Origin of the sequence: Kitasatospora sp. NPDC093806, assembly GCF_040683335.1 — a bacterium.
Taxonomy (GTDB): Bacteria; Actinomycetota; Actinomycetes; order Streptomycetales; family Streptomycetaceae; genus Kitasatospora.
Genome location: NZ_JBFBDO010000072.1, coordinates 1 through 23,525, shown reverse-complemented (window position 1 = coordinate 23,525; position 23,525 = coordinate 1). Strand labels below are relative to the sequence as shown.

The following is a 23,525-nucleotide window of genomic DNA, read 5'->3' as shown; positions in this document are numbered from 1 at the left end:
CGGGCTGACGCCGGGCGGTCGCTGAACTAAAACCCATCCGTTCGGGTGAAGCAATGTCGATCTCCCGAACCAGGGACCAAAGTCCGGAATGCCGTGACGCTCCGCATGAGAGGCATGCACAGTACGTACACAATCCATTCACTGCGCGCACGTGATCCACTCCCCTCCGCTGATTTCCCCACCAGTACGCACACGATCACTCACGGAAAGGCATCCACCGACACACCCCCGGTGAGCCTTGTCACGTAGCCCCCGGGGGCGGACCATCGGGCGGTGGACACCTCCGAGGCCGGCACCCTGCGGTTGGGCACCGCGCAGGGTCGCCGGGTACTTCTGGCGACGGTGCTCGGCTCCAGCATGGCGATGCTCGACGGGACCGTCGTGAACGTCGCGCTGCCCCGGATCGGCACCGATCTGGGCGCCCAACTCGCCGCCCTGCAATGGACGCTCAACGCCTACCTGCTCACCCTGGCCGGCCTGATCCTGCTCGGCGGAGCACTCGGCGACCGGTACGGACGGCGCCGGGTCTTCCTGCTCGGCGTGGTCTGGTTCGCCGTCGCCTCGGCGGCCTGCGCCGCCGCGCCCACCATCGAGGTGCTGATCGCCGCGCGCGCCGTGCAGGGCATCGGCGGGGCGCTGCTGACCCCGGGGTCGCTGGCGATGCTCCAGGCGGTCTTCCACCCCGACGACCGCTCGGCGGCGGTCGGCCTCTGGTCCGGGCTCGGCGGGGTGTCGGCGGCGGTCGGTCCCTTCCTCGGCGGCTGGCTGGTGGACGGGCCCGGCTGGCGCTGGATCTTCCTGCTGAACGTGCCGCTCGCCGCGCTGGTGCTGGCGGTGGCCGCCCGGCACGTCCCGGAGAGCCGCGACGAGTCCTCGACCGGCCGCTTCGACGTGCTCGGCGCGGTGCTGGCCGCGCTCTCGCTCGGTGCGGTCACCTACGCGCTGACCGCCGCCGGGGACGGCCTCTCCCCCGGGGTCTGGCTGACCGGGGCGGCCGGACTCGCGCTCGGCGTCGCCTTCGTCCTGGTCGAGCGCCGCACCGCGGAGCCGATGCTGCCGCTCGGCCTCTTCTCCTCCCGGCTGTTCACCGCGGTGAACCTGGTCACGCTCGCCGTCTACGCGGCGTTCAGCGGCGTCTTCTTCCTGCTCGTCGTCCAGCTGCAGATCGTCTCCGGCTTCTCCCCGCTGGTCTCCGGGCTGGCCCTGGTGCCGATCACCGTCATCATGCTGGCGCTGTCCGCCCGGGCCGGCCGGCTGGGCAAGCGGATCGGGCCGCGGCTGCCGCTCACCGTCGGCCCGCTGCTCTGCGCGGCGGGCGTGCTGCTGATGCTGCGGATCGGGTCCGGCGCCTCGTACTGGACGGACGTGCTGCCCGCCGTCGCGGTGATGGGCAGCGGGATGGTGCTGCTGGTCGCGCCGCTGACCGCGACCGTGCTGGCGGCGGTGGAGGTCCGGCACGCGGGCATCGCCAGCGGCGTCAACAACGCCGCCGCCCGGGCGGCCGGCCTGCTCGCGGTCGCCGCGCTGCCGGCGCTGGCCGGCCTGAGCGGCGACGCCTACCGGGTGCCGGACGCGGTCGACTCCGCCTTCCGGACCGCGATGCTGATCTGCGCCGGGCTGCTGACGGCCGGCGGGCTGACCGCGCTGGCCACCGTCCGGGGCAACGTCCTGGCCCCGGCGGACCACCCGGTGGCCGAGCCGGACACCCGCTACTCCTGCGGCACCAACGCCCCGCCCCTCGACCCGGGCCACCCGGCCGTCTGACCCACCCCGCCCCACGCCCGCCGACGACGACGAGGGCCCCGCCGCCTCCCGGCAGCGGGGCCCTCGTCACGACCGACGATCCGTCAGAGGATGTCGCCCGGGGCGTACTTGGCGGCCTCGGGGTGGGCGGCCGCGACGGCCTCGATCTGCCGGACGACCTCGGCGACCTGGGCACCGGCCGCACCGGTGAAGGAGAGCCGGTCGGCCAGCAGCGCGTCCAGCGCGGCCCGGTCCAGCGGGATCCGCTCGTCGTCGGCGAGCCGGTCCAGCAGCTCGTTCTCCCGGGCGCCGGCCCGCATCGCGAGCGCGGAGGCGACCGCGTGCTCCTTGATGACCTCGTGCCCGGTCTCCCGGCCGACGCCCGCGCGCACCGCGCCCATCAGCACCTTGGTGGTGGCCAGGAACGGCAGGTAGCGGTCCAGCTCGGCCTCGATCACGGCCGGGAAGGCGCCGAACTCGTCGAGGACGGTCAGGAAGGTCTCCAGCAGGCCGTCGAAGGCGAAGAAGGCGTCCGGCAGCGCGACCCGGCGGACCACCGAGCAGGAGACGTCGCCCTCGTTCCACTGGTCGCCGGCCAGCTCGGCGGTCATCGAGGCGTAACCGCGCAGGATGACGGCCAGGCCGTTGACGCGCTCGCAGGAGCGGGTGTTCATCTTGTGCGGCATCGCGGAGGAGCCGACCTGGCCCTCCTTGAAGCCCTCGGTGACCAGCTCGTGGCCGGCCATCAGGCGGATGGTCTTGGCCAGGCTGGACGGCGCGGCGGACAGCTGGACGAGGGCGGTCAACACCTCGAAGTCCAGCGAGCGCGGGTAGACCTGGCCGACGCTGGTGAGCACGTTCTCGAAGCCGAGGTGCGCGGCGACCCGGCGCTCCAGCTCGGCGAGCTTGTCGGTGTCGCCACCCAGCAGGTCGAGCATGTCCTGGGCGGTGCCGACCGGGCCCTTCACCCCGCGCAGCGGGTAGCGGGCGATCAGCTCCTCCAGGCGGTGGAAGGCGACCAGCAGCTCGTCCGCGACGGTCGCGAAGCGCTTGCCCAGGGTGGTGGCCTGCGCGGCCACGTTGTGCGACCGGCCGGCCATGACCAGCTCGGCGTGGTCGGCGGAGAGCCGGCCCAGGCGGACCAGCACGGCCACCACACGGTCGCGCACGTGCTCCAGCGACTGCCGGATCTGCAGCTGCTCGACGTTCTCGGTCAGGTCCCGGGAGGTCATCCCCTTGTGGATCTGCTCGTGGCCGGCGAGGTCGCTGAACTCCTCGATGCGGGCCTTCACGTCGTGCCGGGTGACCCGCTCACGGGCGGCGATGGAGCCGAGGTCGACCTGGTCGATCACCCGCTCGTAGTCGGCGACGGCGGTGGCGGGCACCTCGACGCCGAGGTCCTGCTGGGCCTTCAGGACGGCGAGCCACAGGTGGCGCTCAAGGACCACCTTGTGCTCGGGGGACCACAGCTGGGCCAGGGTCGCCGAGGCGTACCGGGAGGCCAGGACATTGGGGATCTGGGGCTTCGCGCTCACGCTTCGCAAGCCTAACAGCCGAGGTCAGCCGGAACGCGGCGGCCCCGGGGCCGCCGGCCGCGGCGCCCCGGACCGCGACGCGCAGGACCCCGGAGCCCCATCCCCCCGGCAGCTAGACCGGACGCCCGCTGAGGACCGGGAGGACCTGGACGCAGATCGAGTGCAGGGCGCTGCGCTGCTCGTCGTCCAGGGCCTCGAAGGACTGGTGGGTGCGGTGCATCTCGCCGCGGACCAGGCCCAGGATCTCCCGGCCCTGGTCGCTGATCACCACGATCTTGACCCGGCGGTCGCCCGCCGAGGCCTCCCGGCGGGCGAGGCCCAGGGCCTCCAGCCGGTCGACGATCCCGGTGACGTTGGAGGCGTCACAGCCGAGCCGGCCGGCCAGCGCGCGCATCGGCACCGGCTCCTGGACGGCGCCGAGCGCCTTGGCCTGCGAGGAGGAGAGACCGTGCCGGGCGGCGGCGGCCGCGAAGTCCTGGAAGTACGCGGCGCCGACGGCGGCCAGCGCCTCCATCAACTCGGCGTTGGTCGGTACGGTCGTGGTCGCTGTCGAACCCATGGGGTCAGCGTACGACCCGGTGCTTCAGTAACTCAAGCTTTGAGCACGGCAAGGGTCATCGGTCGGACCGCCGGACCGTCCGCGCCCCGCAGCGGTCAGAGCACCAGCTGGTCGAAGAGCCGCCGCAGCTCGGCCTCCGGGTCCCCGGTCAGCCCGGTGTGCACCGGCCCCGGCTGGACCACCGCGCTGCGCGGCGCGGTCAGCCAGCGGAACCGCTGCCCCGGGCTGTCCGCCGCCGCCGGACCGGCCTGCGGCCCGCCCAGGCACACCGCCTCGATCCCGTGCAGCGCCCGGCGCACCCCGGCCACGTCGGCCACCGGGTCCAGCGCCAGCAGCCGCGCCTGGTCCAGGTGGGTGCGCGCGGCCAGGTGCGAGCTCTGCCGGCAGTACAGCAGCACGCCGACGTTGACGCACTCGCCGCGCTCCACCCGGGGCACCGCCCGGATCACCGCGTACTCGTAGTCGTGCAGCTCGGCGGTCGGCGGCGCCGACCGGAACGGCCCGGTCATGCGGACACCTCCGGCAGCCAGTCGCGCGGACCGGCCAGTCGCTCGGTCAGCTGGGCGCGGTACGCGGCGCGCACCGCCTCGGGCGAGTCGAACCCGGGCTCGTCCGCCAGCCAGACGTCCGGGATCCGCGCCACCGCCTCCCCGATCGCCGCCTCGGCCAGCGGGGCGAGCAGCTTGTCTGCCGCGGCCAGGTCCGGCTCGGCGCGCAGCAGCGCGTGGTCGGAGGCGTCGTACGGGCGGCGGGCCCAGGCGGCCGCGCCGGCCCAGTGGTGGTGGAAGATCAGGCTGGCGCCGTGGTCGATCAGCCGCAGCCCGCCGGTGGCGACCAGCAGGTTGGGGTTGCGCCAGGAGCGGTCGACGTTGCCGATCAGCGCGTCGAACCAGAGCACCTGCCCGGCCAGCCCGGCGTCCACCTCGAAGCAGAGCGGGTCGAAGTTGAGGGCGCCGCTGACGAAGGCCATGCCCAGGTTGAGCCCGCCGCTGGCGCGCATCTGGTCCTGGATCTGCGGGTCCGGCTCGCTGCGGGCCAGCACCGGGTCCAGGTCGACCGTCACCAGCTCGGGCACCGGCAGGCCGAGCCGCCGGCCGAGTTCACCGGCCAGCACCTCCGCGACCAGCGCCTTGCGGCCCTGCGCGGCACCGACCCACTTCAGCGCGTAGAGCCGCCGGTCGTCGGCCTCGACCAGGCCCGGCATCGAGCCGCCTTCTCGCAGTGGGGTCACATAACGGACCGCCGTCACCTCGGGGAGCACGGCCGACAGCCTATCGGGCATATGCACGGGGCGGGTGTCGGTCGCCCCGCTCGGTCGCCCCGCTCCCCCGCTGGGCCGGTCGGCCCCGCTCGCCCGCCCGGGTCGTCCCGGTGGCAGCACCCGGTGCTCCGTGCGAGTGTGGCGGACAGTAGCCAGAGCCCCACCACCATCCGCACCGATACGCCTGCGCCGTGACGGAACGACCTGCACTGTGAGGGACGCACGATGGAACGACCCCGGATCCTGATCGTGGGCGGCGGCTTCGCCGGGCTGGAGTGCGCGCGCCGCCTGGAGCGCAAGCTCTCCCCCGCGGAGGCGGAGATCTCCCTGGTCACCCCGTTCAGCTACCAGCTCTACCTGCCGCTGCTGCCGCACGTGGCGGCCGGCGTGCTCACCCCGCAGTCGGTGGCCGTCTCGCTGCGCCGGACGCTGCGCCGCACCCACATCGTGCCCGGCGGCGCGATCGGCGTGGACCCGCAGTCCAAGGTCTGCGTGGTCCGCAAGATCACCGACGAGGTGGTGGCGCAGCGCTACGACTACCTGGTGCTGGCCCCCGGCAGCGTCACCCGCACCTTCGACATCCCGGGTCTGACGGACTACGCGCGCGGCATGAAGACGCTCGCCGAGGCGACCTACGTCCGCGACCACGTGATCGCCCAACTCGACCTCGCCTCGGCCACCCTGGACCAGAAGGAGCGCGAGTCCCGGCTGCAGTTCGTGGTGGTCGGCGGCGGCTACGCGGGCACCGAGACCGCCGCCTGCCTGCAGCGGCTCACCACGGCGGCCGCCTTCCGCTACCCGCGGCTGGACGCCAAGCAGATCAAGTGGCACCTGATCGACATCGCCCCGAAGCTGATGCCGGAGCTGGGCGACGCCCTGGGCACCGCCGCGCTGGAGGTGCTGCGCGGCCGCGGCATCGAGGTCTCGCTGGGCGTCTCGGTGGCCGAAGTCGGCGCCGAGTCGGTCAAGTTCACCGACGGCCGGGTGCTGCCCTGCCGGACGCTGATCTGGACGGCGGGCGTCGCGGCCAGCCCGCTGATCGGCACCCTGGACGCGGAGACGGTCCGCGGCCGGATCGCGGTGACGGCGGAGATGCGGGTGCCCCAGTTCGAGGGCGTGTTCGCGCTCGGTGACGCCGCCGCCGTGCCGGACCTCGCCAAGGGCGACGGCGCGGTCTGCCCGCCGACCGCCCAGCACTCCGCCCGCCAGGGCCGCGCGGTGGCCGACAACGTCATGGCCGCGCTCCGCAACCAGCCCCTGGAGCCCTACTACCACAAGGACTTGGGCCTGGTGGTGGACCTCGGCGGCAAGGACGCGGTGTCCAAGCCGATCGGCGTGGAGCTGCGCGGGGTGCCGGCCCAGGTGGTGGCCCGCGGCTACCACCTGATGGCGATGCGCACCAACGCCGCCAAGTTCCGGGTCGGCGCCAACTGGCTGCTGAACGCGACCGCCGGCGACGACTTCGTCCGCACCGGCTTCCTGGCCCGCCAGCCCGCCCGGCTGCGCGACTTCGAGTACACCGACGTGTATCTGACGAAGGATCAGGTCAAGGAGCACGCCCAGGCCCTGCTGGCGAAGGGCTGACCGGCCCGGACGGACCGCCGGTGCCCCCTCCTCGGGATCCCCGAGGAGGGGGCACCGGCCGTGTGCCGCGGGCTACTTCGCGGTCAGGTACATCCCGTTCGCGTCCTGCCCGGCGGTGTTGCGGCACGCCCAGTCGCCGCTCGCCTTGCCGAACAGCAGGGTCAGGCAGCGCCCGAGCCCCAGCTGCGCGTAGTAGTTGGGGTGCATCGACTCCTGCACGGTGCCCTGCGAGGTGTTGAGCCCGCCGTCCAGGAACCGCGCCCACTCACTGGTGGTGGCGGACGGGGCGGTGGTCGAGGTGGCCTGCCTGGTCGCCTTCGAGCAGACCTCGCGGCCCTGGAGCATGTCGCTCAGGTCCAGGAACTGTACGCCCTTGGCGGCCGCGACCCCGGCCAGCGACCGGGAGATCTGCGGGACCAGCGAGTCCCGCGCCCAGGTGGCGTCACCGTCCCAGAACGGACAGCCGCCGGTGTCCGAGCGGCTCCAGCCGCTCTCCGGGTAGCGCATCTCGGCGGCGCGCGGGATCGGCGACGGGTAGGACTGCAGCACGATCCGGTAGTCGCCGGCCGCGTACCCGGCGCCCGCCATCACGGCGCGGATCTCGTCCAGCGCCTTGCCGACCCCGGCCATCGCGCCCGCCATCCGGGCGTCCACCGCGGACTGTTGGTCATCGTTGCAGTAGGAGTACCAGATCAGGTAGTCCTTCACACAGGTCTCGATCACATCGCCGAAACCGAGGTCGTTGCCGCCGATCGACAGGGTGATCAGCTTGACGTTGTACTGCCCGGCCACGGCGGCGAGCTGGTCGGCCTGCGGGGCCTCGCCCTTGAGCGACTGGCCGCCGTTGGCGGCGCGGAAGACGTTGGCGGTGACGGCTCCCGAGCAGGCCAGGTTGATCTGGGTCTGGGCCACGGTCGGCGCGCTGCGCACCTCGGCCGTGTCGGAGCGGTCGCAGCCGCTCGCGTAGGTGGTGCCGTAGACCCGGCTCGGGTCGTAGGCGCTGCCGGTCCAGGCCCGGTCGGTACCGGCGCGGTTCCCGCCGGTGACAACGGAGTTGCCCTTCCAGCGGCCGGCCTCGCCGGAGATGTAGCTGTCGCCGAGGGCGACGCTGGCGGTCGGCCCGGCGGGGGCGGCGGCCCGGGCCGGTGCGGCGGTGCCGGCGACCAGCCCGGCCGCGGCCAGGGGCAGTGCGAGGGCGGCGGCGAACAGCCGTCGGCTCCAGGAGGTGGTTCTGCGGGTGATGCTCGAACGGCTTTCGGGCACGGCGGAACTCCTGCGGTCGGTCTCGCCCGTGATGTTTGGGGACGGGGAGACGCGGAGGTGAGGGTGAGCCGCCGGCCGGTGGCGCGAAGAACATGACATGCTCGCGCTTGTTACCGCTAGGTATCTGCAGCGGATTTCTCGCTTTGTTACCGACAGGTTCAGTTCATCGGTTCAACTGATCATCGTTTCAAAGCGATCACACCCCGGCTCCCGACCCGGCGCTCAGACCAACCGCGAGCCGGGGCCGTCCGCCCCCGGCATCGTCCCCAGCACCGCCGCCAGGTCCTCGGCCAGCCGCCGGGCGTCGGCCGGGTCGAGCCCGGTGACGGTGATCCGCAGCCCGGGCGGCGACTGCAGCCGGTACCGCGCGCCGGGCGCCGCGACCCAGCCCCGCTGGACCAGCGCGGCGAGCACGGTGGTCTCGTCCGGCACCGGCACCCAGACGTTCAGCCCGCTCGCCCCGTACGCCGCGACCCCCCGCGCGGCCAGCTCGCCGATCAGCGCCTCCCGGCGCGCCCGGTAGGCTGCCGCCACCCGGTCCGCCGGGGCCGCGTCGGCGCGCCACAGCTCGGCCACCGTGCGCTGGAGCAGATGGCTGACCCAGCCCGCGCCGAGCCGCTGGCGCCCGAGCACCCGCCCGACGGTGTCCCGGTCCCCGACCGCGACCGACAGCCGCAGGTCCGGCCCGTACGCCTTGGCCGCCGAGCGCACCACCGCCCAGTGCGCCGTGGCGGGCCCGACCAGCGACTGGTAGGGCTGGTCGACGATGCCGTGGCCGTGGTCGTCCTCGATCAGCAGCACGTCCGGGTGGCCGGCCAGCACCGCGCGCAGTTCGGCGGCCCGGTCGGCGGTGAGCGCGGCGCCGGTCGGGTTCTGCGCCCGGTTGGTGACGACCAGCGCCCGCACCCCGTCGGCCAGCGCCTCGGCGAGCGCCCCGGGCAGCGGGCCGGCGTCGTCCAGCGGGACCGGCACGGTGCGCAGCCCGAGGGCCGGCAGCAGGTCGAGCAGGCTGCCCCAGCCCGGGTCCTCGACGGCCACGGCGTCGCCCGGGCGCAGCCGGGTGACCAGGATCCGTTCGATGGTGTCCAGCGAGCCGGAGGCGATGGCGATCGGGCCTGCGGGCAGGCCGTCGGCGGCGAAGGCGGCGCCGGCCAGGGCGAGCAGCCCGGGGTCGGCGGCGGGGCGCCCGTACTGGACCGGGTCGCGGCGGGCGGCCTCGGCGGCGGCGGCAAGCGCCGGGGTGAGGTCGGGCAGCTGGGCCGGGTCGGGGTTGCCGTGCGAGAGGTCGCGGGCGTGCGGCGGGACGGGCAGCCGGATCTGGTCGCGCGGGGTGTGGGCGGGGCGCGGACGGATCCGGCTGCCCTTGCGGCCGGCGGTCTCGATCACCCCGCGGTCGCGGAGCAGCCGGTAGGCGGCGGCCACCGTGTTGGGGTTGACGCCGAGTTCGCCGGCGAGCTCGCGCAGCGGGGGCAGCGGCGTCCCGGGGGCGAGCCGCCCGCTGCTGACCCCCTGTTCGACATCGGCCGCGATCTCGCTGGCACGCCGACCGGTGATCCGATAGTCTCCTAGCACAAAACAGAGTATGCACTAGTACATAGAGGTTGTCATGTCGACGATACCGGACGGCGGCACGTCCTACCCCCGCACCGCGCGCACCACGCCGACCCGCTACAAGGATCGCGCGACCTGGGAGCGGGAGGCCATCCACGCCGTCCTCGACGCCACCTACCTCTGCCACCTCGGCTTCGTCGTCGACGGCGCGCCGGTCGTGCTGCCCACCATCCACGCCCGGGTCGGCGACCGCCTCTACGTGCACGGCTCCACCGGCAGCCGGCCGCTGCGCGGCGCCAGGGGCGAGCAGGGGATGCCGGTCTGCATCACCGTCACCCTGGTCGACGCCCTGGTGCTGACCAAGTCGGCGTTCAACCACTCGGTCAACTTCCGCTCGGTGGTGGCCCACGGCACCGCCCACCAGGTCACCGACCCCGAGGAGCTGACCGTCGCGCTGGACGCCCTGGTCGACCAGTGCGTGCCCGGCCGCTCCGCCGAGGTCCGCCCGGCCAACGCCAAGGAACTCGCCGCCACCGCGGTGATCCGCCTCGACCTGGACGAGGTCTCCGCCAAGACCCGCGCCGACCTCGCCGAGGACGAGCCCGAGGACCTCGACCTGCCGTACTGGGCCGGCGTCGTCCCGGTCACCGGCGGCTACGGCACGCCGGTCCCGGACGTCTCCACCACCGTCCCGCTCCCCGCCAACCTGCGCGCCCTCACCGCCGGCCCCGCCGACGCCACCGCCGAGCCGGCGACCGGCCCCGCCGCCGACCGCACCGCCTGAACCGGAGCCCCCGATGCTGATCCGTTCCTGGGACCGCGGCGACGAGGCCGAGTGGCGGGCCTGGCTCGCCGAGGGCCGCGACTTCGGCCTGCTCGCCGCCAACGGCGGGCCGGGCCAGGGCCCCGTCCTCGTCCCCACCCACTTCCTGCTGGACGTCGAGCGCGGCGAGATCCTGCTCCACCTCGCCGCGCCCAACCCGCTGCTGGCCGCCGTCCGGGCCGACCCGGCGGTGACCCTCGCGGTGACCGACGACTACGCCTTCGCCCCCGGCCACTGGCGCGGCGCCCCCGGCACCCCGACCAGCTACTACGCCTCGGTGCAGTTCCACGCCACCGCCGAGATCGTCGAGGACGCGGCCGGCAAGGCGGCGATCCTCAACCGCCAGCTGGCCCACTTCCAGCCGGAGACCCCCGACGTCCGGGTGCGCGCCGGCGAGGGCGCGTTCGGCAAGCTGCTCCCCGGCCTGCGCGGGCTGCGGCTGACGGTCCGCGAGGTCCGCGCCAAGTTCAAGTACGACGACAAGAAGGCGCCGGCCGACCAGTACGCGCTGGCCGACCGCCTCGCCGAGCGCGGCGAGGGCCTGGACGCCGGGGTACGCACCCAGCTGCTGCGCCGCCACGCCCGGCGCACCGCACCGGAACCGGGGCGCGCACCGCGGCCGGCGGACCCGCGCTAGCCGGAGCCGACGGGCGCGCGGCAGCCGGGAGCGGCGCGCGGACCTGACGCGCGCTCACCCGATCGGCCCGCCCACCGGGGCGGATCGCCCACGGCGCTGATCGAATGTGAGGCGAACCCTGCCCCCTCGGCCGTGCGGGCGGGACCGTCCACCCGGGGAGCGCGCGTGTCCAGAACCCAGACCCACCCGGCCGCCGGAGAGGCGCACCTCGGACACGTCGTCTTCATCTCGGCCGCCGCGGCGATGGGCGGCTTCCTGTTCGGCTACGACAGCGCGGTGATCAACGGCGCGGTGACCGGCATCCAGAAGCACTTCGGGGTGGGCAACGGCGAGACCGCCTTCGTGGTCGCCATCGCGCTGCTCGGCTCGGCGGCGGGCGCGGTCGCCGCCGGGCGGCTCGCCGACCACCTGGGCCGGGTCCGCACCATGCTGCTGGCCGCGGGCCTGTTCGCGGTCAGCGGCGTCGGCTCGATGTTCCCGCCGAACATCCAGGTGCTGGCCACCTGGCGGGTGGTCGGCGGGGTGGCGATCGGCATCGCCTCGGTGATCGCGCCGACCTACATCGCCGAGGTCGCCCCGACCGCGTACCGGGGCCGGCTGGCCTCCTTCCAGCAGATGGCGATCGTGCTCGGCATCACCGTCTCCCAGCTGGCCAACTGGGCGCTCAACCAGGCCGCCGGCGGCGAGTCCACCGGCCACCTCGGCGGCGTCCAGGCGTGGCAGTGGATGCTCGGCGTGGAGGCCGTCCCGGCCCTGGTGTACGGGCTGATGGCGCTGGCCATCCCGGAGTCGCCGCGCTACCTGATCGCCGACCGGCGGGAGGAGCAGGCCCGCAAGGTGCTGCGCGAGGTCGAGGGCGAGGACGTCGACCTGGACGCCCGGGTGGCCGAGATCCGCGCCGTGCTGGCCTCGGCGCACAAGCCGCGGCTCAAGGACCTGCTGGGCGGCCGGTTCGGTCTGCTGCCGATCGTCTGGGTCGGCATCGGCGCCTCGGTCTTCCAGCAGTTCGTCGGCATCAACGTGATCTTCTACTACTCCTCCTTCCTCTGGCAGTCGGTCGGCATCAACGAGTCCAACTCGCTGCTGATCAGCCTCTCCACCTCGATCGTCAACGTGGTCGGCACGGTGATCGCGATGTCCCTGGTGGACCGGATCGGCCGCAAGCCGCTGGCCCTGGCCGGCTCGGTCGGGATGGCCGCCGCACTGGCCACCGCCGCCTGGGCGTTCTCCTACCGGCACGGCACCGGCGACACCGCGACCCTGGACGACACCCACGCCACGGTCGCGCTGGTCGCCGCGCACGTCTTCGTGCTCTGCTTCGCCTTCTCCTGGGGCGTGGTGGTCTGGGTGCTGCTCGGCGAGATGTTCCCGAACCGGATCCGCGCGCTGGCCCTGTCGGTCGCCGCCTCCGCCCAGTGGATCGCCAACTGGGCGATCACCGTCAGCTTCCCCGACCTCGCCGACTGGAACCTGTCGGCGACCTACGTCATCTACACCGTCTTCGCGCTGCTCTCCATCCCGTTCGTGGCCCTCTGCATCAAGGAGACCAAGGGCCGCGCCCTCGAAGAGATGGGCTGACCCCCGCGACTCCCCCACCCTGACGCCCCGGCACCCGCCGCCCCCGCACCCGACGCCCCCGCCGCCGCGCCCCGCGGCCCGTCCCCCGAGAGGAAGCCATGCCTGACCAGGGCGGCTCCCGGCAGAACGTCACCTTCCCGAGCAACGGCCGGCAGGCCCACGGCTACCTGGCCCGCCCGCCGCAGGGCGTCGGCCCCGGCCTGGTGGTGATCCAGGAGTGGTGGGGCCTGACCCCGTACCTGGCCGGCGTGGCGGACCGGTTCGCCGCCGAGGGCTTCACCGTCCTCGCGCCGGACCTGTTCGGCGGCGTCACCACCCACGACAGCGCCGAGGGCGCCCGGCTGCGCGCCGAGCTGCCGGACGAGCAGGCGGTCCGGGACCTGCGCGGCGCCGTCGACCTGCTGCTCGGCCTGGAGGGCGTGGTCGGCGACGCGGTCGGGGTGGTCGGCTTCTGCATGGGCGGCGGCTTCGCCCTGCTGCTGGCCGCCGCCGAGGGCGACCGGGTGGCCGCCGCGGTGCCGTTCTACGGTCTGCCGTCCGACCCGGACTTCGAGTACCGGGGCCTGACCGCCCACGTGCTCGGCCACTACGGCGAGGACGACCGCTGGATCCCGATGGCCGCCGTGGACGAGGCGGCGATCCGGATCGGCGAGGCCACCGACGTCCGCCCGGAGATCCACTTCTACCCGGCCGGGCACGCCTTCATGAACGAGGAGGACCTGCTCGGCACCTACGACCCGCTGCAGGCCGAGATCGCCTGGCGGCGCACCCTGGCCTTCCTCTGGGCGCACCTCGGCTGAACCGGGGACACCTCCGGCCCCACCCCACACCACGGTCCGTTTATCGGATGGACACCGGCCACCTGCCCCGGCATAGTCACGGGGTGCAGAGCCCACCCCCACCCCCGCCGACCGGCCGCTTCGCCTGGGCGAGCCGCAACTTCCGGATCCAGACCGCCGCCACCGTGATCAGCGGCCTCGGCAACGCCGGCGCCCCGATCGCCACCGCCTTCGCCATCCTGGACGGCGGCGGCTCCACCGCCGACGTCGGCTACGTCACCGCCGCCCGGCTGCTGCCCACCATCCTGCTCCTGATGATCGGCGGCGCGCTCGCCGACCGGCTGCCGCGCCACCACGTCATGGTCGCCGCCAACCTGTTCAGCGCCGTCTCGCAGGCCGCCCTGGCCGCCGTCGTGCTGGCCGGCGAACCGTCGCTCTGGCAGTTGATGCTGCTCTCGGCCGGCGCCGGCGCCGGCTACGCCTTCTTCTCCCCCGCCTCCGGCGGCATGATCCTGGAGAGCGTCACCCCGGAGCACGCGGCCCGCGCCTTCTCGGTGTACCGGATGGGCCTGAACGGCTCGCAGATCGGCGGCGCCGCGCTCGGCGGCGCGCTGACCGCCGGGCTCGGCCCCGGCTGGGTGCTCGCCCTGGACTCGGTCTGCTTCCTGGCCGCCGCCGCCCTGCGCTTCCTGCTGGAACCGCAGGCTCCCCAGCCGCAGGACCCGACCGCCCCCGCCGCCAAGGGCGGCGGCATGCTGCGCGACCTGCGCGAGGGCTGGCAGGAGTTCGCCTCCCGGCGCTGGCTCTGGGTGATCGTGCTCCAGTTCTCGGTGCTGGTCGCCTGCGTCAGCGCGGTCGAGTCGGTGTACGGGCCGGCCGTCGCCAAGGAACGGCTCGGCGGGGCCCGTGACTGGGGGCTCGCGATGGCGGCCTTCGGCGTCGGCCTGGTCGTCACCGGCCTGCTGATGGCCCGCTGGCAGCCGCGCCGGATCCTGCTGGTCGGCAACTGGGGCGTCTTCCTGTTCGGCGTGCCCGCGCTGGCGCTGGCGGTGGCCGCCCCGCTGCCGGTGCTGGCCTCGGCGATGTTCCTGTCCGGCGTCGGGGTCACCGTCTTCGGCGTCAACTGGATGATCGCGCTGCAGCAGGAGATCCCGGCCGAGGCGTTCTCCCGGGTCGCCGCCTACGACGAGCTCGGCTCGCTCTCACTCGCCCCGCTCGGCACCGCGCTGGCCGGCCCGGCCGCCGACCTGCTCGGCCTCTCCGGCGCGCTCTGGTCCTGCGCGGTGGTCTCCCTGCTGCTCAGCGCCGCCGTGCTGCTGGAACCGCAGGTCCGCCGGCTCGCCCGGCGCCCCGCCGACGCCCCGGCCCCAGCCCTCCCAGCCCCCGCCGCGACCGGCTGAACCGGCTGAACTGACTGGACACGACTGACGTGGCTGACCCGGCGCCCGGACCGCCGCCACCCGCCCCGGCGCCCCCGCGCGCCCCGGTCCGCGCCCTCCGGTGGGCAACCACCGGCGGCCGCGGCTCGTCCGACCAGGTGACGACGCGTGAGACCCGGGGAGCGCCCGAATGCCGAAGCCACTGCTGTTCCTGGACGTCGACGGGGTGCTCAACCCGGTCTGCCCCGGCCCCGGGGACGACTTCGACACCCACACCCTGCTCGGCTACACCGTGCTGCTCTCCACCCGCCACGGCGACTGGCTGCGCGAACTCGCCGAGGTCTACGAACTCACCTGGGCGACCACCTGGGAAGCGGACGCCAACACCCACATCGCCCCGGCGATCGGCCTGCCCGAGCTGCCGGTGGTCCGGTTCGCCGGCTACGTCCCCCAGCCCGGCGATCCGCGCGTCCCGCTGATGGAACTGTTCTCGGCCGCCAAGTGGGCGCCCCTGCTGCGGTACGCGGCCGGCCGGCCGTTCGCCTGGGTCGACGACGTCATCACCCCGCGGCTGCGACGCAACGCGCTCTGGCGCCGGGACCGCCTGCTGCTGCCGATCGACCCCGGCCAGGGCCTCGAACGCCACCACGTGGACCGGCTGCTGGCCCGCCCGCCGCGCCCAAGCGCGGTGTCCTCGCTCAGCCGGTGGGCAGCCAGCTGACGTGCCCGGCCAGCAGCGCGTACCCGACGAACGCCACCGTGTCGATCAGCGCGTGCGCCACCACCAGCGGCATCACCCGCCCCCACCGCCGGTACAGCAGGCAGAACACCGCGCCCATCACGATGTTCCCGACCAGTCCGCCGACCCCCTGGTACAGGTGGTACGAGCCGCGCAGCAGCGAGCTCGCCACCAGCATCGCCGGCCAGGACCAGCCCAGCTGCCCCAGCCGGCGCAGCAGGTAGCCGAGGACGACCACCTCCTCCAGGATCGCGTTCTGCCAGGCCGAGGCGAGCAGCACCGGGATCCGCCACCAGACGTCCGGCAGCCCGGACGGCGCGACCGTCAGGTTGTAGCCGGCCGCCTGCGAGGCCAGGTACAGCGCCAGCCCCGAGCCGCCGATCGCCGCCGCGACGGCCGCGCCCCGGCCGAGGTCGCGAAGCTTCTGCCCGAGGTCGAAGCCGAGCACCCGCAGCGCCACGCCCTCGCGCACCAGCAGGTAGCCGACCAGGACGACCGGCATCAGCCCGCGGCCGATGTAGTAGAGCTGCCAGACCAGGTCGAGCCAGGGCCGGCCGGGCGCGCGCGAGCCGTTCAGGGTGGCGACCTGCTGGCCCAGCTTGAGCGGCTCGGTGAGGGAGCCGGCGAAGCTGATCAGCGCGCCGACGCCGCTCGCCCCGAGGGACAGGCCGAGGACGGTCAGCAGCTCCACCCCGAGCAGCCGGCGGCTCGGCCGCGCGGTCTCCGGGGCGGTCGGGACGGTGCTCACGGGGTGCTCCAGCACGGACGGTGGGCGGGCGGAGCGGTCATCCTGTCACAGGACCGCCGCCCACCCTCCCCCAGGGCGCGCGCTACCCCACCGGCCAGGTGTGCACCGGCTCGCCGCCGCGCGAGTACTCCATGTACCGCCGGGTCATCGCGGCGAGCGCGGCCGGCCGGTCCATCCCGTACTGCTCGCGCAGCCGGTGGAAGGTGGCGCTCTGCCAGGCGGCGCCGTTGGTGCGGCGCAGACAGCGCTGCTCGATGATGCCGAGGTAGCGGTCCCGGTCGGCCGGCTCCACGCCCCACGCGTCCAGCCCCTGGTGGGCCATCGGCAGCAGCTCGTTGAGGACCAGGTCGACCGCGGACACCGTGCCCAGCCCGCCGCCGCGCCCGGCCCGGCCGTGCCGCGGCCACTGGAAGACCGCGTCGACGCCGTACCGGGCGGCCTGCCGGAAGTTCTCGTCGGCCCGCTCGAACGGCAGCCTGGTCCAGATCGGCCGGGACTGCTCGGCCAGCACCCGCACCACGCCGTAGTAGAACGCCGCGTTGGCCAGCGTGTCGGCGACGGTCGGCCCGGCCGGCAGCGCCCGGTTCTCCACCCGCAGGTGCGGCACCCCGCCGCTGACGTCGTAGACCGGCCGGTTCCAGCGGTAGATGGTGCCGTTGTGCAGCCGCATCTCGGCGAGCCGCGGCACCCCGCCGGAGGCCAGCACCTTGGCCGGGTCCTCGTCGTCGCAGATCGGCAGCAGCGCCGGGAAGTACCGCAGGTTCTCCTCGAACAGGTCGTACGCCGAGTCCACCCAGCGCTCGCCGAACCAGGTGATCGGGCGCACGCCCTGCGCCTTGAGCTCCGCCGAACGGGTGTCACAGGCCTGCTGGAAGAGCACCGGCCGGGTCTCCCGCCACAGCTCCCGTCCGAACAGGAACGGCGAGTTGGCGCCGAGCGCCAGCTGCGGCCCGCAGATCGCCTGGGCGGCGTTCCAGACCGAGGAGAACCGCTCGGGGGTGACCTGGAGGTGCAGCTGGAGCGAGGTCGCGGCGGCCTCGGCGACCATGGTGACCGACTCCAGCTGGAGGTGTTCCACCCCCTCGATGTCCAGCGCGATGTCCTCGCCCCGGGCGGCCAGGATCTGGTCGCTGAGCAGGCTGTAGCGCTGGTTGTGGGACATCGAGTCGAGCCCGGTGTGGTCGTGCTCCAGGGTCGGCAGGATGCCCACCATCACGATCCGCGCGCCGGCCTCGCCGGCCCGCCGGTCGGCGTAGCGCAGCCCGGTGTCGATCTCCTCGCGCAGGTCCTCGAAGACATGACCGCGCAGCGGGTGCGGCGCGATGTTGACCTCGATGTTGAACCGGCCGAGCTCGGTCTGGAAGTCGCTGGAGCCGATCGCGGTGAGCACCTGTGCGTTGTTCATCACCGGCAGGCCCTGCTCGTCGGCCAGGTTGAGCTCGATCTCCAGGCCCATCACGGCCCTCGGACGGTCGAAGCGGTCCTCCCGCAGCATCCGGCCGAGCGCGTCCAGGCAGGACTGGAGCTTGCGGCGGTACATCTGCCGGTCCGACAGCTCAGCCCGAGTCGCCACGACCTTCTCGCCCATGGTCCCCTCCTCCTCGGCCGCCCGGCCGAGCGACCGTGCAAGCATCATGCCCACCCCGAAGATCGATACCCGAACGCTTCGAACGGCTTGCATTGCAAGGAAACTGATGCCGTTTCAGCTCATCTGCCGACTTGCCCGGCGCCACCGCCTGTGATAAACAGGTCACCCTGTGCACCTGTTCGAGTAGAATTCGCACTGCGCCACGGCCCGGCCCGCCATCGCCGCGAGACCACCGTCAACGACGACGAAGGCCGCGCCGGCACCGCGATCCTGCCCAACCGGACAAGGCCCAGGTCCCGTCACCGCCGACGCACCACGCCATGCCGGTATGCCGCGCACTCGCACGCCGATCTCGCACGGAGAGGCGACCTTGCCATGACTCTGCAGACCCCCCAGCCCCCGCCCAGTGCCCTGCGCGCGGTCCTCGCCGCGCTCGACTCGGAGACCGCGCTGCGCCAGCCCGCCGCCGCCGCGCTGCGCCATCCGACCGGGCCGCTGCTCCCCGCACATCCGCTGGCCGTCCACGTGCTGGACGGGCCGCGGGCCGACCTCGCCGCCGCCCGGCGGACGGGTTGGCGCTTCCTCGTCAAGGACGGCACCGAGGTGGCCGCCGCGGCCGAGGTGGTGCAGGGGTCCGAGGGGCACACCTTCTCGCACTTCACCGCCGGGCCCTACCTGGACTCGACGGTCCGGGCACTGCGCCAGGCCTGGCAGCTCGCCCAGTCCAGCCGGTCCCGCTGCCAGCCCCGGCTGCTGACCTTCCCGGGCCAGTACGCGACGGCCCTGTGGCTGCACAGCCCGGACGGCGGACCCGGCGGCGACCTGCTGATCCCGCTGGCGCCGGCGCCGCTCGGGGTCACCGCGCACCGCGCCCACCCGGCCGCCGAGCTGCTGCCGGTGCTGGCCCGGACCCCGATCGCGCGCCCGCTGCTGCTCGGCTCCCCCTGATCGCCGGGCCGCGAGCCCCGGAGCCCGGGTCCTGACCTCCGAGCCCTGACCCCCGGCTCCCGAACCGCGAACCCGCGCCGCCCGACCGGCCGCCACCCGGGCGGGTCATCCGGCATGGCCCGAACGGGCCGTCCGCCGGATGACCCGTCCGGTGCCGTTTCCGGCCCCGGACCACCTGAACGGGTGATCTCTACCCGGGGGTTGTGGCGCATGTCACGAAATCGCTGCGCACGCGTCCCCGGATGCCGACACTGGGAACCAGCGTGGAAGGACCTCCTGTCCTACCCACTTGAGCGCCGGACCACACCTGGCCCGGCGCCGGGCAGAATCCGACCACCGCGGCGGCGCCCGACGGTCATCCGCCGGCACCGCGTCACGGGGAGGATCGCAGAGCGAAGCGAGGGTACGCCCATGTGCCAGCACCGTCCTGAGTGTCCGTCGGCCGAGTCCGAGGACCGCGAGGCCGCCGTCCCGGTGGCCTGCCACCCGGAGCAGGGGTGGAGCCTGCTCTGCAACGGCGTCCTGCTGTTCGAGGACACCGGAGAGCTGCTGCCCGACGGCCGGGTGATCGCCCCGCGCCGCCCGGCCGTCAGCGCGGTCTGACCCCCCGCCGAGCGGCGCGCGGCCGCGCACGGGGGACCGACAGCGGGCAGGGCCCCGGCGGGAGATCCGCCGGGGCCCTGCCGTGTCCGCGCTCAGGCGGACGGATGTGCTCAGACGCCGTACTCGTCCAGCGGCGGGCAGGAGCAGACCAGGTTGCGGTCGCCGTACGCGCCGTCGATCCGGCTGACCGGCGGCCAGTACTTGTCCGCCGGGTTCACGCCGGCCGGGAAGACCGCCTCCTGCCGCGAGTAGCCGTGCGCCCAGTCGCCGGCCAGGGTGGCGGCGGTGTGCGGGGCGTTGCGCAGCGGGTTGTCCTCGGCGGCCCACTCGCCCGAGCCGACCTTGTCGATCTCGCCGCGGATCTCGATCATCGCGTCGCAGAAGCGGTCGATCTCGTGCAGGTCCTCGGACTCGGTCGGCTCGATCATCAGCGTGCCGGCCACCGGGAAGGACATGGTCGGGGCATGGAAGCCGTAGTCGATCAGGCGCTTGGCGATGTCGTCCACCGTGACGCCGGTGTCCTTGGTCAGCGGGCGCAGGTCGATGATGCACTCGTGCGCCACCAGGCCGCCGGGGCCGGTGTAGAGCACCGGGAAGTGCGGGGCCAGCCGCTTGGCGATGTAGTTGGCGTTCAGCACCGCGACCTGGGTGGCGCGCTTGAGGCCCTCGCCGCCCATCAGTCGGACGTACGACCAGGAGATCGGCAGGATGCCCGCCGAGCCCCACGGTGCGGCCGAGATCGGGCCGACACCGGTGGCCGGACCGGCCTCCGCCTGCAGCGGGTGGTTCGGCAGGTACGGCGCGAGGTGCGCGCGGACCGCCACCGGGCCGACGCCCGGGCCGCCGCCGCCGTGCGGGATGCAGAAGGTCTTGTGCAGGTTCAGGTGCGAGACGTCCGCACCGAACTTGCCCGGCTTGGCCAGGCCGACCAGCGCGTTCAGGTTGGCGCCGTCGACGTACACCTGGCCGCCGGCCTCGTGCACCAGGCCGCAGATCTCGGTGATCTGGGTCTCGTACACACCGTGGGTGGACGGGTAGGTGACCATCAGCACCGAGAGGCTGTCGCGGTGCTGCTCGATCTTGGCCTTGAGGTCCTCGACGTCGACGTCGCCGTCGACCAGGGTCTTGACCACGACCACGCGCATGCCGGCCATCACCGCGGAGGCGGCGTTGGTGCCGTGCGCCGAGGAGGGGATCAGGCAGACGTCGCGCTGGGTGTCGCCGTTGGCGTGGTGGTAGGCGCGGACGGCCAGCAGGCCGGCCAGCTCGCCCTGGGAACCGGCGTTCGGCTGGATGGAGACCGCGTCGTAGCCGGTCACCTCGACCAGCTGCTGCTCCAGCCCGCGGATCAGGGTGAGGAAGCCCGCGGCCTGGTCGACCGGCGCGAAGGGGTGCAGCTGGCCGAACTCCGGCCAGGTCACCGACTCCATCTCGGTGGTCGCGTTGAGCTTCATGGTGCAGGAGCCCAGCGGGATCATGCCGCGGTCCAGCGCGTAGTCCCGGTCCGACAGGCGGCGCAGGTAGCGCAGCATGGCGGTCTCCGAGCGGTGGCTGTGGAAGACCGGGTGGGTCAGGTACTCGTCCTCGCGCAGCAGCGCGGCGGGCAGCGCGTCGGCGCCCTCCGCCACCTCGACGCCCTCGACGCCGAACGCGGCCCAGACGGCGGCCAGGTGCTCGCGGGTGGTGGTCTCGTCGGCGGAGACCGAGATCCGGTCCGCGCCGTCCTGGTACACGTTGACGCCGTTGGCGCGGGCGGCGGCGGCGATCTCCGCGGCGCGGCCGGGGACGACCGCGGTGACGGTGTCGAAGAACTCGCCGTGCAGCAGCTCGACGCCGCCGGCCTTCAGGCCCTCGGCGAGCGCGGCGGCGTAGCGGTGGGTGCGGCGGGCGATGTCGGCCAGGCCGTCCGGGCCGTGGTAGACGGCGTACATCGAGGCCATCACGGCGAGCAGCACCTGGGCGGTGCAGATGTTGCTGGTGGCCTTCTCGCGGCGGATGTGCTGCTCGCGGGTCTGCAGGGCCAGGCGGTAGGCGCGGTTGCCGTCGGCGTCGACGGAGACGCCGACCAGACGGCCGGGCAGCGAGCGGGCGTACTCGGCGCGCACCGCGAGGTAGCCGGCGTGCGGGCCGCCGAAGCCCATCGGGACGCCGAAGCGCTGCGAGGTGCCGCAGGCGATGTCGGCGCCGAGCGCGCCCGGGGACTTCAGCAGGGTGAGCGCGAGCAGGTCGGCGGCGACCGCGACGATCGCGCCCAGGCCGTGGGCCTGCTCGATCACCGGGGCGAGGTCGCGGACCACACCGGTGGCGCCGGGGTACTGGAGCAGCACGCCGAAGACGCCGCGCTCGGCGATCTCGGCCGGGATGCCCGCGGACAGGTCGGCGACGACGACCTCGACACCGGTCGGCACGGCGCGGGTGTTGATCACCGCGATGGTCTGCGGCAGGGTCTCGGCGTCGACCAGGAAGACACCGCCCTTGACCTTGGTGACGCGGCGGGCCAGGGCCATCGCCTCGGCGGCCGCGGTGCCCTCGTCCAGCAGGGACGAGCCGGAGGTGGGCAGGCCGGTCAGGTCGGCGACCAGGGTCTGGAAGTTGAGCAGCGCCTCCAGGCGGCCCTGCGAGATCTCCGGCTGGTACGGGGTGTAGGCGGTGTACCAGGCCGGGTTCTCCATGACGTTGCGCAGGATCACCGGCGGGGTGAAGGTGCCGTAGTAGCCCAGGCCGATCATCGGCTGGAGCACGGTGTTGCGGCCGGCCAGCTCGCGCAGCTCGGCGAGGACCTCGGCCTCGCTGCGGCCGGCGGGCAGGTCCAGCGCGGTGATCGAGCGGATCGCCTCGGGAACGGCGGCGGTGGCCAGCTCGTCCAGCGAGCCGTAACCGACCTGGGCCAGCATCTTCTCCTGCGCGGCGGCGTCGGGGCCGATGTGCCGGTTCTCGAAGGGGCTGGCCTGTTCGAGCTCGGTGAGGGTCGCGGGGGTGGTGGGGCGTCCCGAGTTCGGCTGGGCGTTCATGGTGGTCGAGGCCTCCTGGTCACGGACCGGCGGGGGTGCGCACGCCGGACTCGCCGCTGCGGACAACAGCGGAGTGACCCGGTCGGACGAACCCGACAGGCCTCCCCCTCTGTCATCGGGACCTGAGAGCTTCGCCCGCACGGGGCGCCGTGGGACGCCCCGCCGGCTTGCACCGTCGGTGAGGATGGTGTCCGCCGGCTCCCTCGCCCGCGGTCCTGCCCTGCTTTCCAGAGTGACCTATCCCACACGGTACGGATGCCTGAGAGATTCCGGGGAGGAGTTGCTCCTTCGGCGCCCCGACCAGCGGTTTCCGCTGCCGAGGACTCTCCCGAGCGGGCTCGGCGGTCGCGCCCAGGGTACCAGCGGGAGGCCCGCCGATCACGGGTGCGTCAGGTCACTCGACCGCTTCACCCGTGACCGGACCGGCGCCCCGGACGGCGCAACTTCGGGCTCGACCGGCCCAGTACCGCTCCCGGGCGTCCGGTTCATGGCATTTCATATGAAGTGGCCGACCGGACGGACGGTCCGGCCGCCGTCCGGTGGGAGTTCCGTTGGGGGTTCCGCAGGATCACACAGGGATCAGCGCACGGGAGGAAAGAGTGCAGACCGATATCGACCCCCGGGACCTCATCGGCCACAAGGCGGTCGACCGAAACGGGGACAAGATCGGCACCATCGACGAGGTGTACCTGGACGACGCCACCGGCCGGCCCGAGTGGGCCGCCGTCCGGACCGGCATCTTCGGCCGGGACGCCTTCGTCCCCCTGACCACGAGCGAGTTCTCCGGTGAGGAGCTGCGGGTGCCGTACGACAAGTCGCTGGTGAAGGACTCACCGGACTTCGGCGTGGGCCAGCACCTGTCGCCCGCCCAGGAGCTCCAGCTCTACCGCTACTACGGGCTGGACACCCCGGCGGACGGCCACCCCTCGGCGGGGGACGGCTCCGGGTCCGAGCCCGCCGACCTCGACTTCGGCACCACCGCCAACAGCGTCACCGGCACCACCGGCACGGCCCCGCCGAACGGCACCGGCAGCGCCGACGGCACCGCGAACGGCGTCACCAACGGCGGCAACGGCGTCACCGGCCCCCTCAACGGCACGACCCACGGCGCCGGCAACGGCACCACCAACGGCAACGGCACCGCCCACGCCGCCCCGCACGGTGTCGCGATCGGCGCCGCCCTGGCCGGGACGGCC

Annotated in this window: 19 protein-coding genes, 1 pseudogene and 1 riboswitch; of the genes and pseudogenes, 11 read left to right on the top strand and 9 right to left on the bottom strand. The window is 73.8% G+C overall.

Annotated features, from left to right (window positions below; genetic code table 11):
• The first annotated feature begins 273 nt into the window (after positions 1–273).
• Positions 274–1,764: an MFS transporter gene (locus AB0N76_RS27485; protein WP_363561434.1), complete on the top strand. Its 1,491-nt coding sequence runs from the start codon at positions 274–276 to the stop codon at positions 1,762–1,764.
• An 83-nt stretch (positions 1,765–1,847) separates the two neighbouring features.
• Here the strand turns inward: AB0N76_RS27485 and purB are convergent, their stop codons facing one another.
• The 4 genes from purB to AB0N76_RS27465 form a co-directional block, all read right to left on the bottom strand.
• Complete coding sequence (purB, locus tag AB0N76_RS27480; protein ID WP_363561432.1) at positions 1,848–3,278, bottom strand: adenylosuccinate lyase; 1,431 nt, start codon at positions 3,276–3,278, stop codon at positions 1,848–1,850.
• A gap of 112 nt (positions 3,279–3,390) precedes the next feature.
• Positions 3,391–3,837: a MarR family transcriptional regulator gene (locus tag AB0N76_RS27475; RefSeq protein WP_363561430.1), complete on the bottom strand. Its 447-nt coding sequence runs from the start codon at positions 3,835–3,837 to the stop codon at positions 3,391–3,393.
• A 95-nt stretch (positions 3,838–3,932) separates the two neighbouring features.
• Entirely contained in the window at positions 3,933–4,346 is a 414-nt protein-coding gene (locus AB0N76_RS27470) for a DUF3037 domain-containing protein (protein ID WP_363561428.1), read from the bottom strand.
• Entirely contained in the window at positions 4,343–5,098 is a 756-nt protein-coding gene (locus AB0N76_RS27465) for a HipA family kinase (protein ID WP_363561426.1), read from the bottom strand. Before AB0N76_RS27465 ends, AB0N76_RS27470 begins: the two co-directional genes overlap by 4 nt.
• A 225-nt stretch (positions 5,099–5,323) precedes the next feature.
• On the opposite strand from AB0N76_RS27465, the gene AB0N76_RS27460 reads away from it, so the two are divergent.
• Positions 5,324–6,682 (top strand): NAD(P)/FAD-dependent oxidoreductase, encoded by a 1,359-nt coding sequence (locus tag AB0N76_RS27460; protein ID WP_363561424.1) that lies wholly within the window; start codon positions 5,324–5,326, stop codon positions 6,680–6,682.
• 72 nt (positions 6,683–6,754) lie between these two features.
• On the opposite strand, the gene AB0N76_RS27455 is transcribed toward AB0N76_RS27460, so the two are convergent.
• Both AB0N76_RS27455 and AB0N76_RS27450 read right to left on the bottom strand, forming a co-directional pair.
• Complete coding sequence (locus tag AB0N76_RS27455; protein ID WP_363561422.1) at positions 6,755–7,945, bottom strand: GDSL-type esterase/lipase family protein; 1,191 nt, start codon at positions 7,943–7,945, stop codon at positions 6,755–6,757.
• 222 nt (positions 7,946–8,167) lie between these two features.
• Complete coding sequence (locus AB0N76_RS27450) at positions 8,168–9,517, bottom strand: aminotransferase class I/II-fold pyridoxal phosphate-dependent enzyme (RefSeq protein ID WP_363561420.1); 1,350 nt, start codon at positions 9,515–9,517, stop codon at positions 8,168–8,170.
• A gap of 34 nt (positions 9,518–9,551) precedes the next feature.
• Between AB0N76_RS27450 and AB0N76_RS27445 the strand changes: the two genes are divergently transcribed.
• The 6 genes from AB0N76_RS27445 to AB0N76_RS27420 all read left to right on the top strand — a co-directional run bounded on the left by AB0N76_RS27445 (position 9,552) and on the right by AB0N76_RS27420 (position 15,413).
• On the top strand, positions 9,552–10,280 hold the full coding sequence (locus AB0N76_RS27445; protein ID WP_363561418.1) for a pyridoxamine 5'-phosphate oxidase family protein: 729 nt from the start codon (positions 9,552–9,554) through the stop codon (positions 10,278–10,280).
• A gap of 13 nt (positions 10,281–10,293) precedes the next feature.
• Positions 10,294–10,956 (top strand): FMN-binding negative transcriptional regulator, encoded by a 663-nt coding sequence (locus AB0N76_RS27440; RefSeq protein WP_363561416.1) that lies wholly within the window; start codon positions 10,294–10,296, stop codon positions 10,954–10,956.
• A gap of 165 nt (positions 10,957–11,121) precedes the next feature.
• On the top strand, positions 11,122–12,534 hold the full coding sequence (locus tag AB0N76_RS27435) for a sugar porter family MFS transporter (RefSeq protein WP_363561414.1): 1,413 nt from the start codon (positions 11,122–11,124) through the stop codon (positions 12,532–12,534).
• A 98-nt stretch (positions 12,535–12,632) separates the two neighbouring features.
• The gene (locus tag AB0N76_RS27430; protein ID WP_363561412.1) at positions 12,633–13,334 is read left to right on the top strand and encodes a dienelactone hydrolase family protein; all 702 of its coding nucleotides are present in this window, start codon (positions 12,633–12,635) and stop codon (positions 13,332–13,334) included.
• Positions 13,335–13,417: 83 nt separating this feature from the next.
• Entirely contained in the window at positions 13,418–14,713 is a 1,296-nt protein-coding gene (locus AB0N76_RS27425) for an MFS transporter (RefSeq protein ID WP_363561410.1), read from the top strand.
• Between the two features lie 169 nt (positions 14,714–14,882).
• Positions 14,883–15,413, top strand: coding sequence for an HAD domain-containing protein (locus tag AB0N76_RS27420; protein ID WP_363561408.1), 531 nt, complete (start codon positions 14,883–14,885; stop codon positions 15,411–15,413).
• On the opposite strand, the gene AB0N76_RS27415 is transcribed toward AB0N76_RS27420, so the two are convergent.
• Both AB0N76_RS27415 and AB0N76_RS27410 read right to left on the bottom strand, forming a co-directional pair.
• On the bottom strand, positions 15,391–16,179 hold the full coding sequence (locus AB0N76_RS27415; RefSeq protein ID WP_363561406.1) for a CPBP family intramembrane glutamic endopeptidase: 789 nt from the start codon (positions 16,177–16,179) through the stop codon (positions 15,391–15,393). The genes AB0N76_RS27420 and AB0N76_RS27415 overlap by 23 nt on opposite strands.
• A gap of 82 nt (positions 16,180–16,261) precedes the next feature.
• Positions 16,262–17,767 (bottom strand): glutamate--cysteine ligase, encoded by a 1,506-nt coding sequence (locus AB0N76_RS27410; protein WP_363561467.1) that lies wholly within the window; start codon positions 17,765–17,767, stop codon positions 16,262–16,264.
• A 375-nt stretch (positions 17,768–18,142) separates the two neighbouring features.
• Between AB0N76_RS27410 and AB0N76_RS27405 the strand changes: the two genes are divergently transcribed.
• Positions 18,143–18,715, top strand: coding sequence for a hypothetical protein (locus AB0N76_RS27405; protein ID WP_363561404.1), 573 nt, complete (start codon positions 18,143–18,145; stop codon positions 18,713–18,715).
• 411 nt (positions 18,716–19,126) lie between these two features.
• Positions 19,127–19,318 carry a DUF5999 family protein gene (locus AB0N76_RS27400; protein ID WP_363561402.1) on the top strand — a complete coding sequence of 64 codons (192 nt, stop codon included), beginning with the start codon at positions 19,127–19,129 and terminating at the stop codon, positions 19,316–19,318.
• 110 nt (positions 19,319–19,428) lie between these two features.
• Here the strand turns inward: AB0N76_RS27400 and gcvP are convergent, their stop codons facing one another.
• The gene (gene gcvP, locus AB0N76_RS27395) at positions 19,429–22,329 is read right to left on the bottom strand and encodes an aminomethyl-transferring glycine dehydrogenase (protein ID WP_363561400.1); all 2,901 of its coding nucleotides are present in this window, start codon (positions 22,327–22,329) and stop codon (positions 19,429–19,431) included.
• A 237-nt stretch (positions 22,330–22,566) separates the two neighbouring features.
• A riboswitch (glycine riboswitch) is annotated at positions 22,567–22,670 on the bottom strand.
• A 258-nt stretch (positions 22,671–22,928) separates the two neighbouring features.
• Between gcvP and AB0N76_RS27390 the strand changes: the two are divergent.
• Positions 22,929–23,234, top strand: a pseudogene (locus tag AB0N76_RS27390) (PRC-barrel domain-containing protein); the annotation flags it as partial.
• Positions 23,235–23,525: the final 291 nt, after the last annotated feature.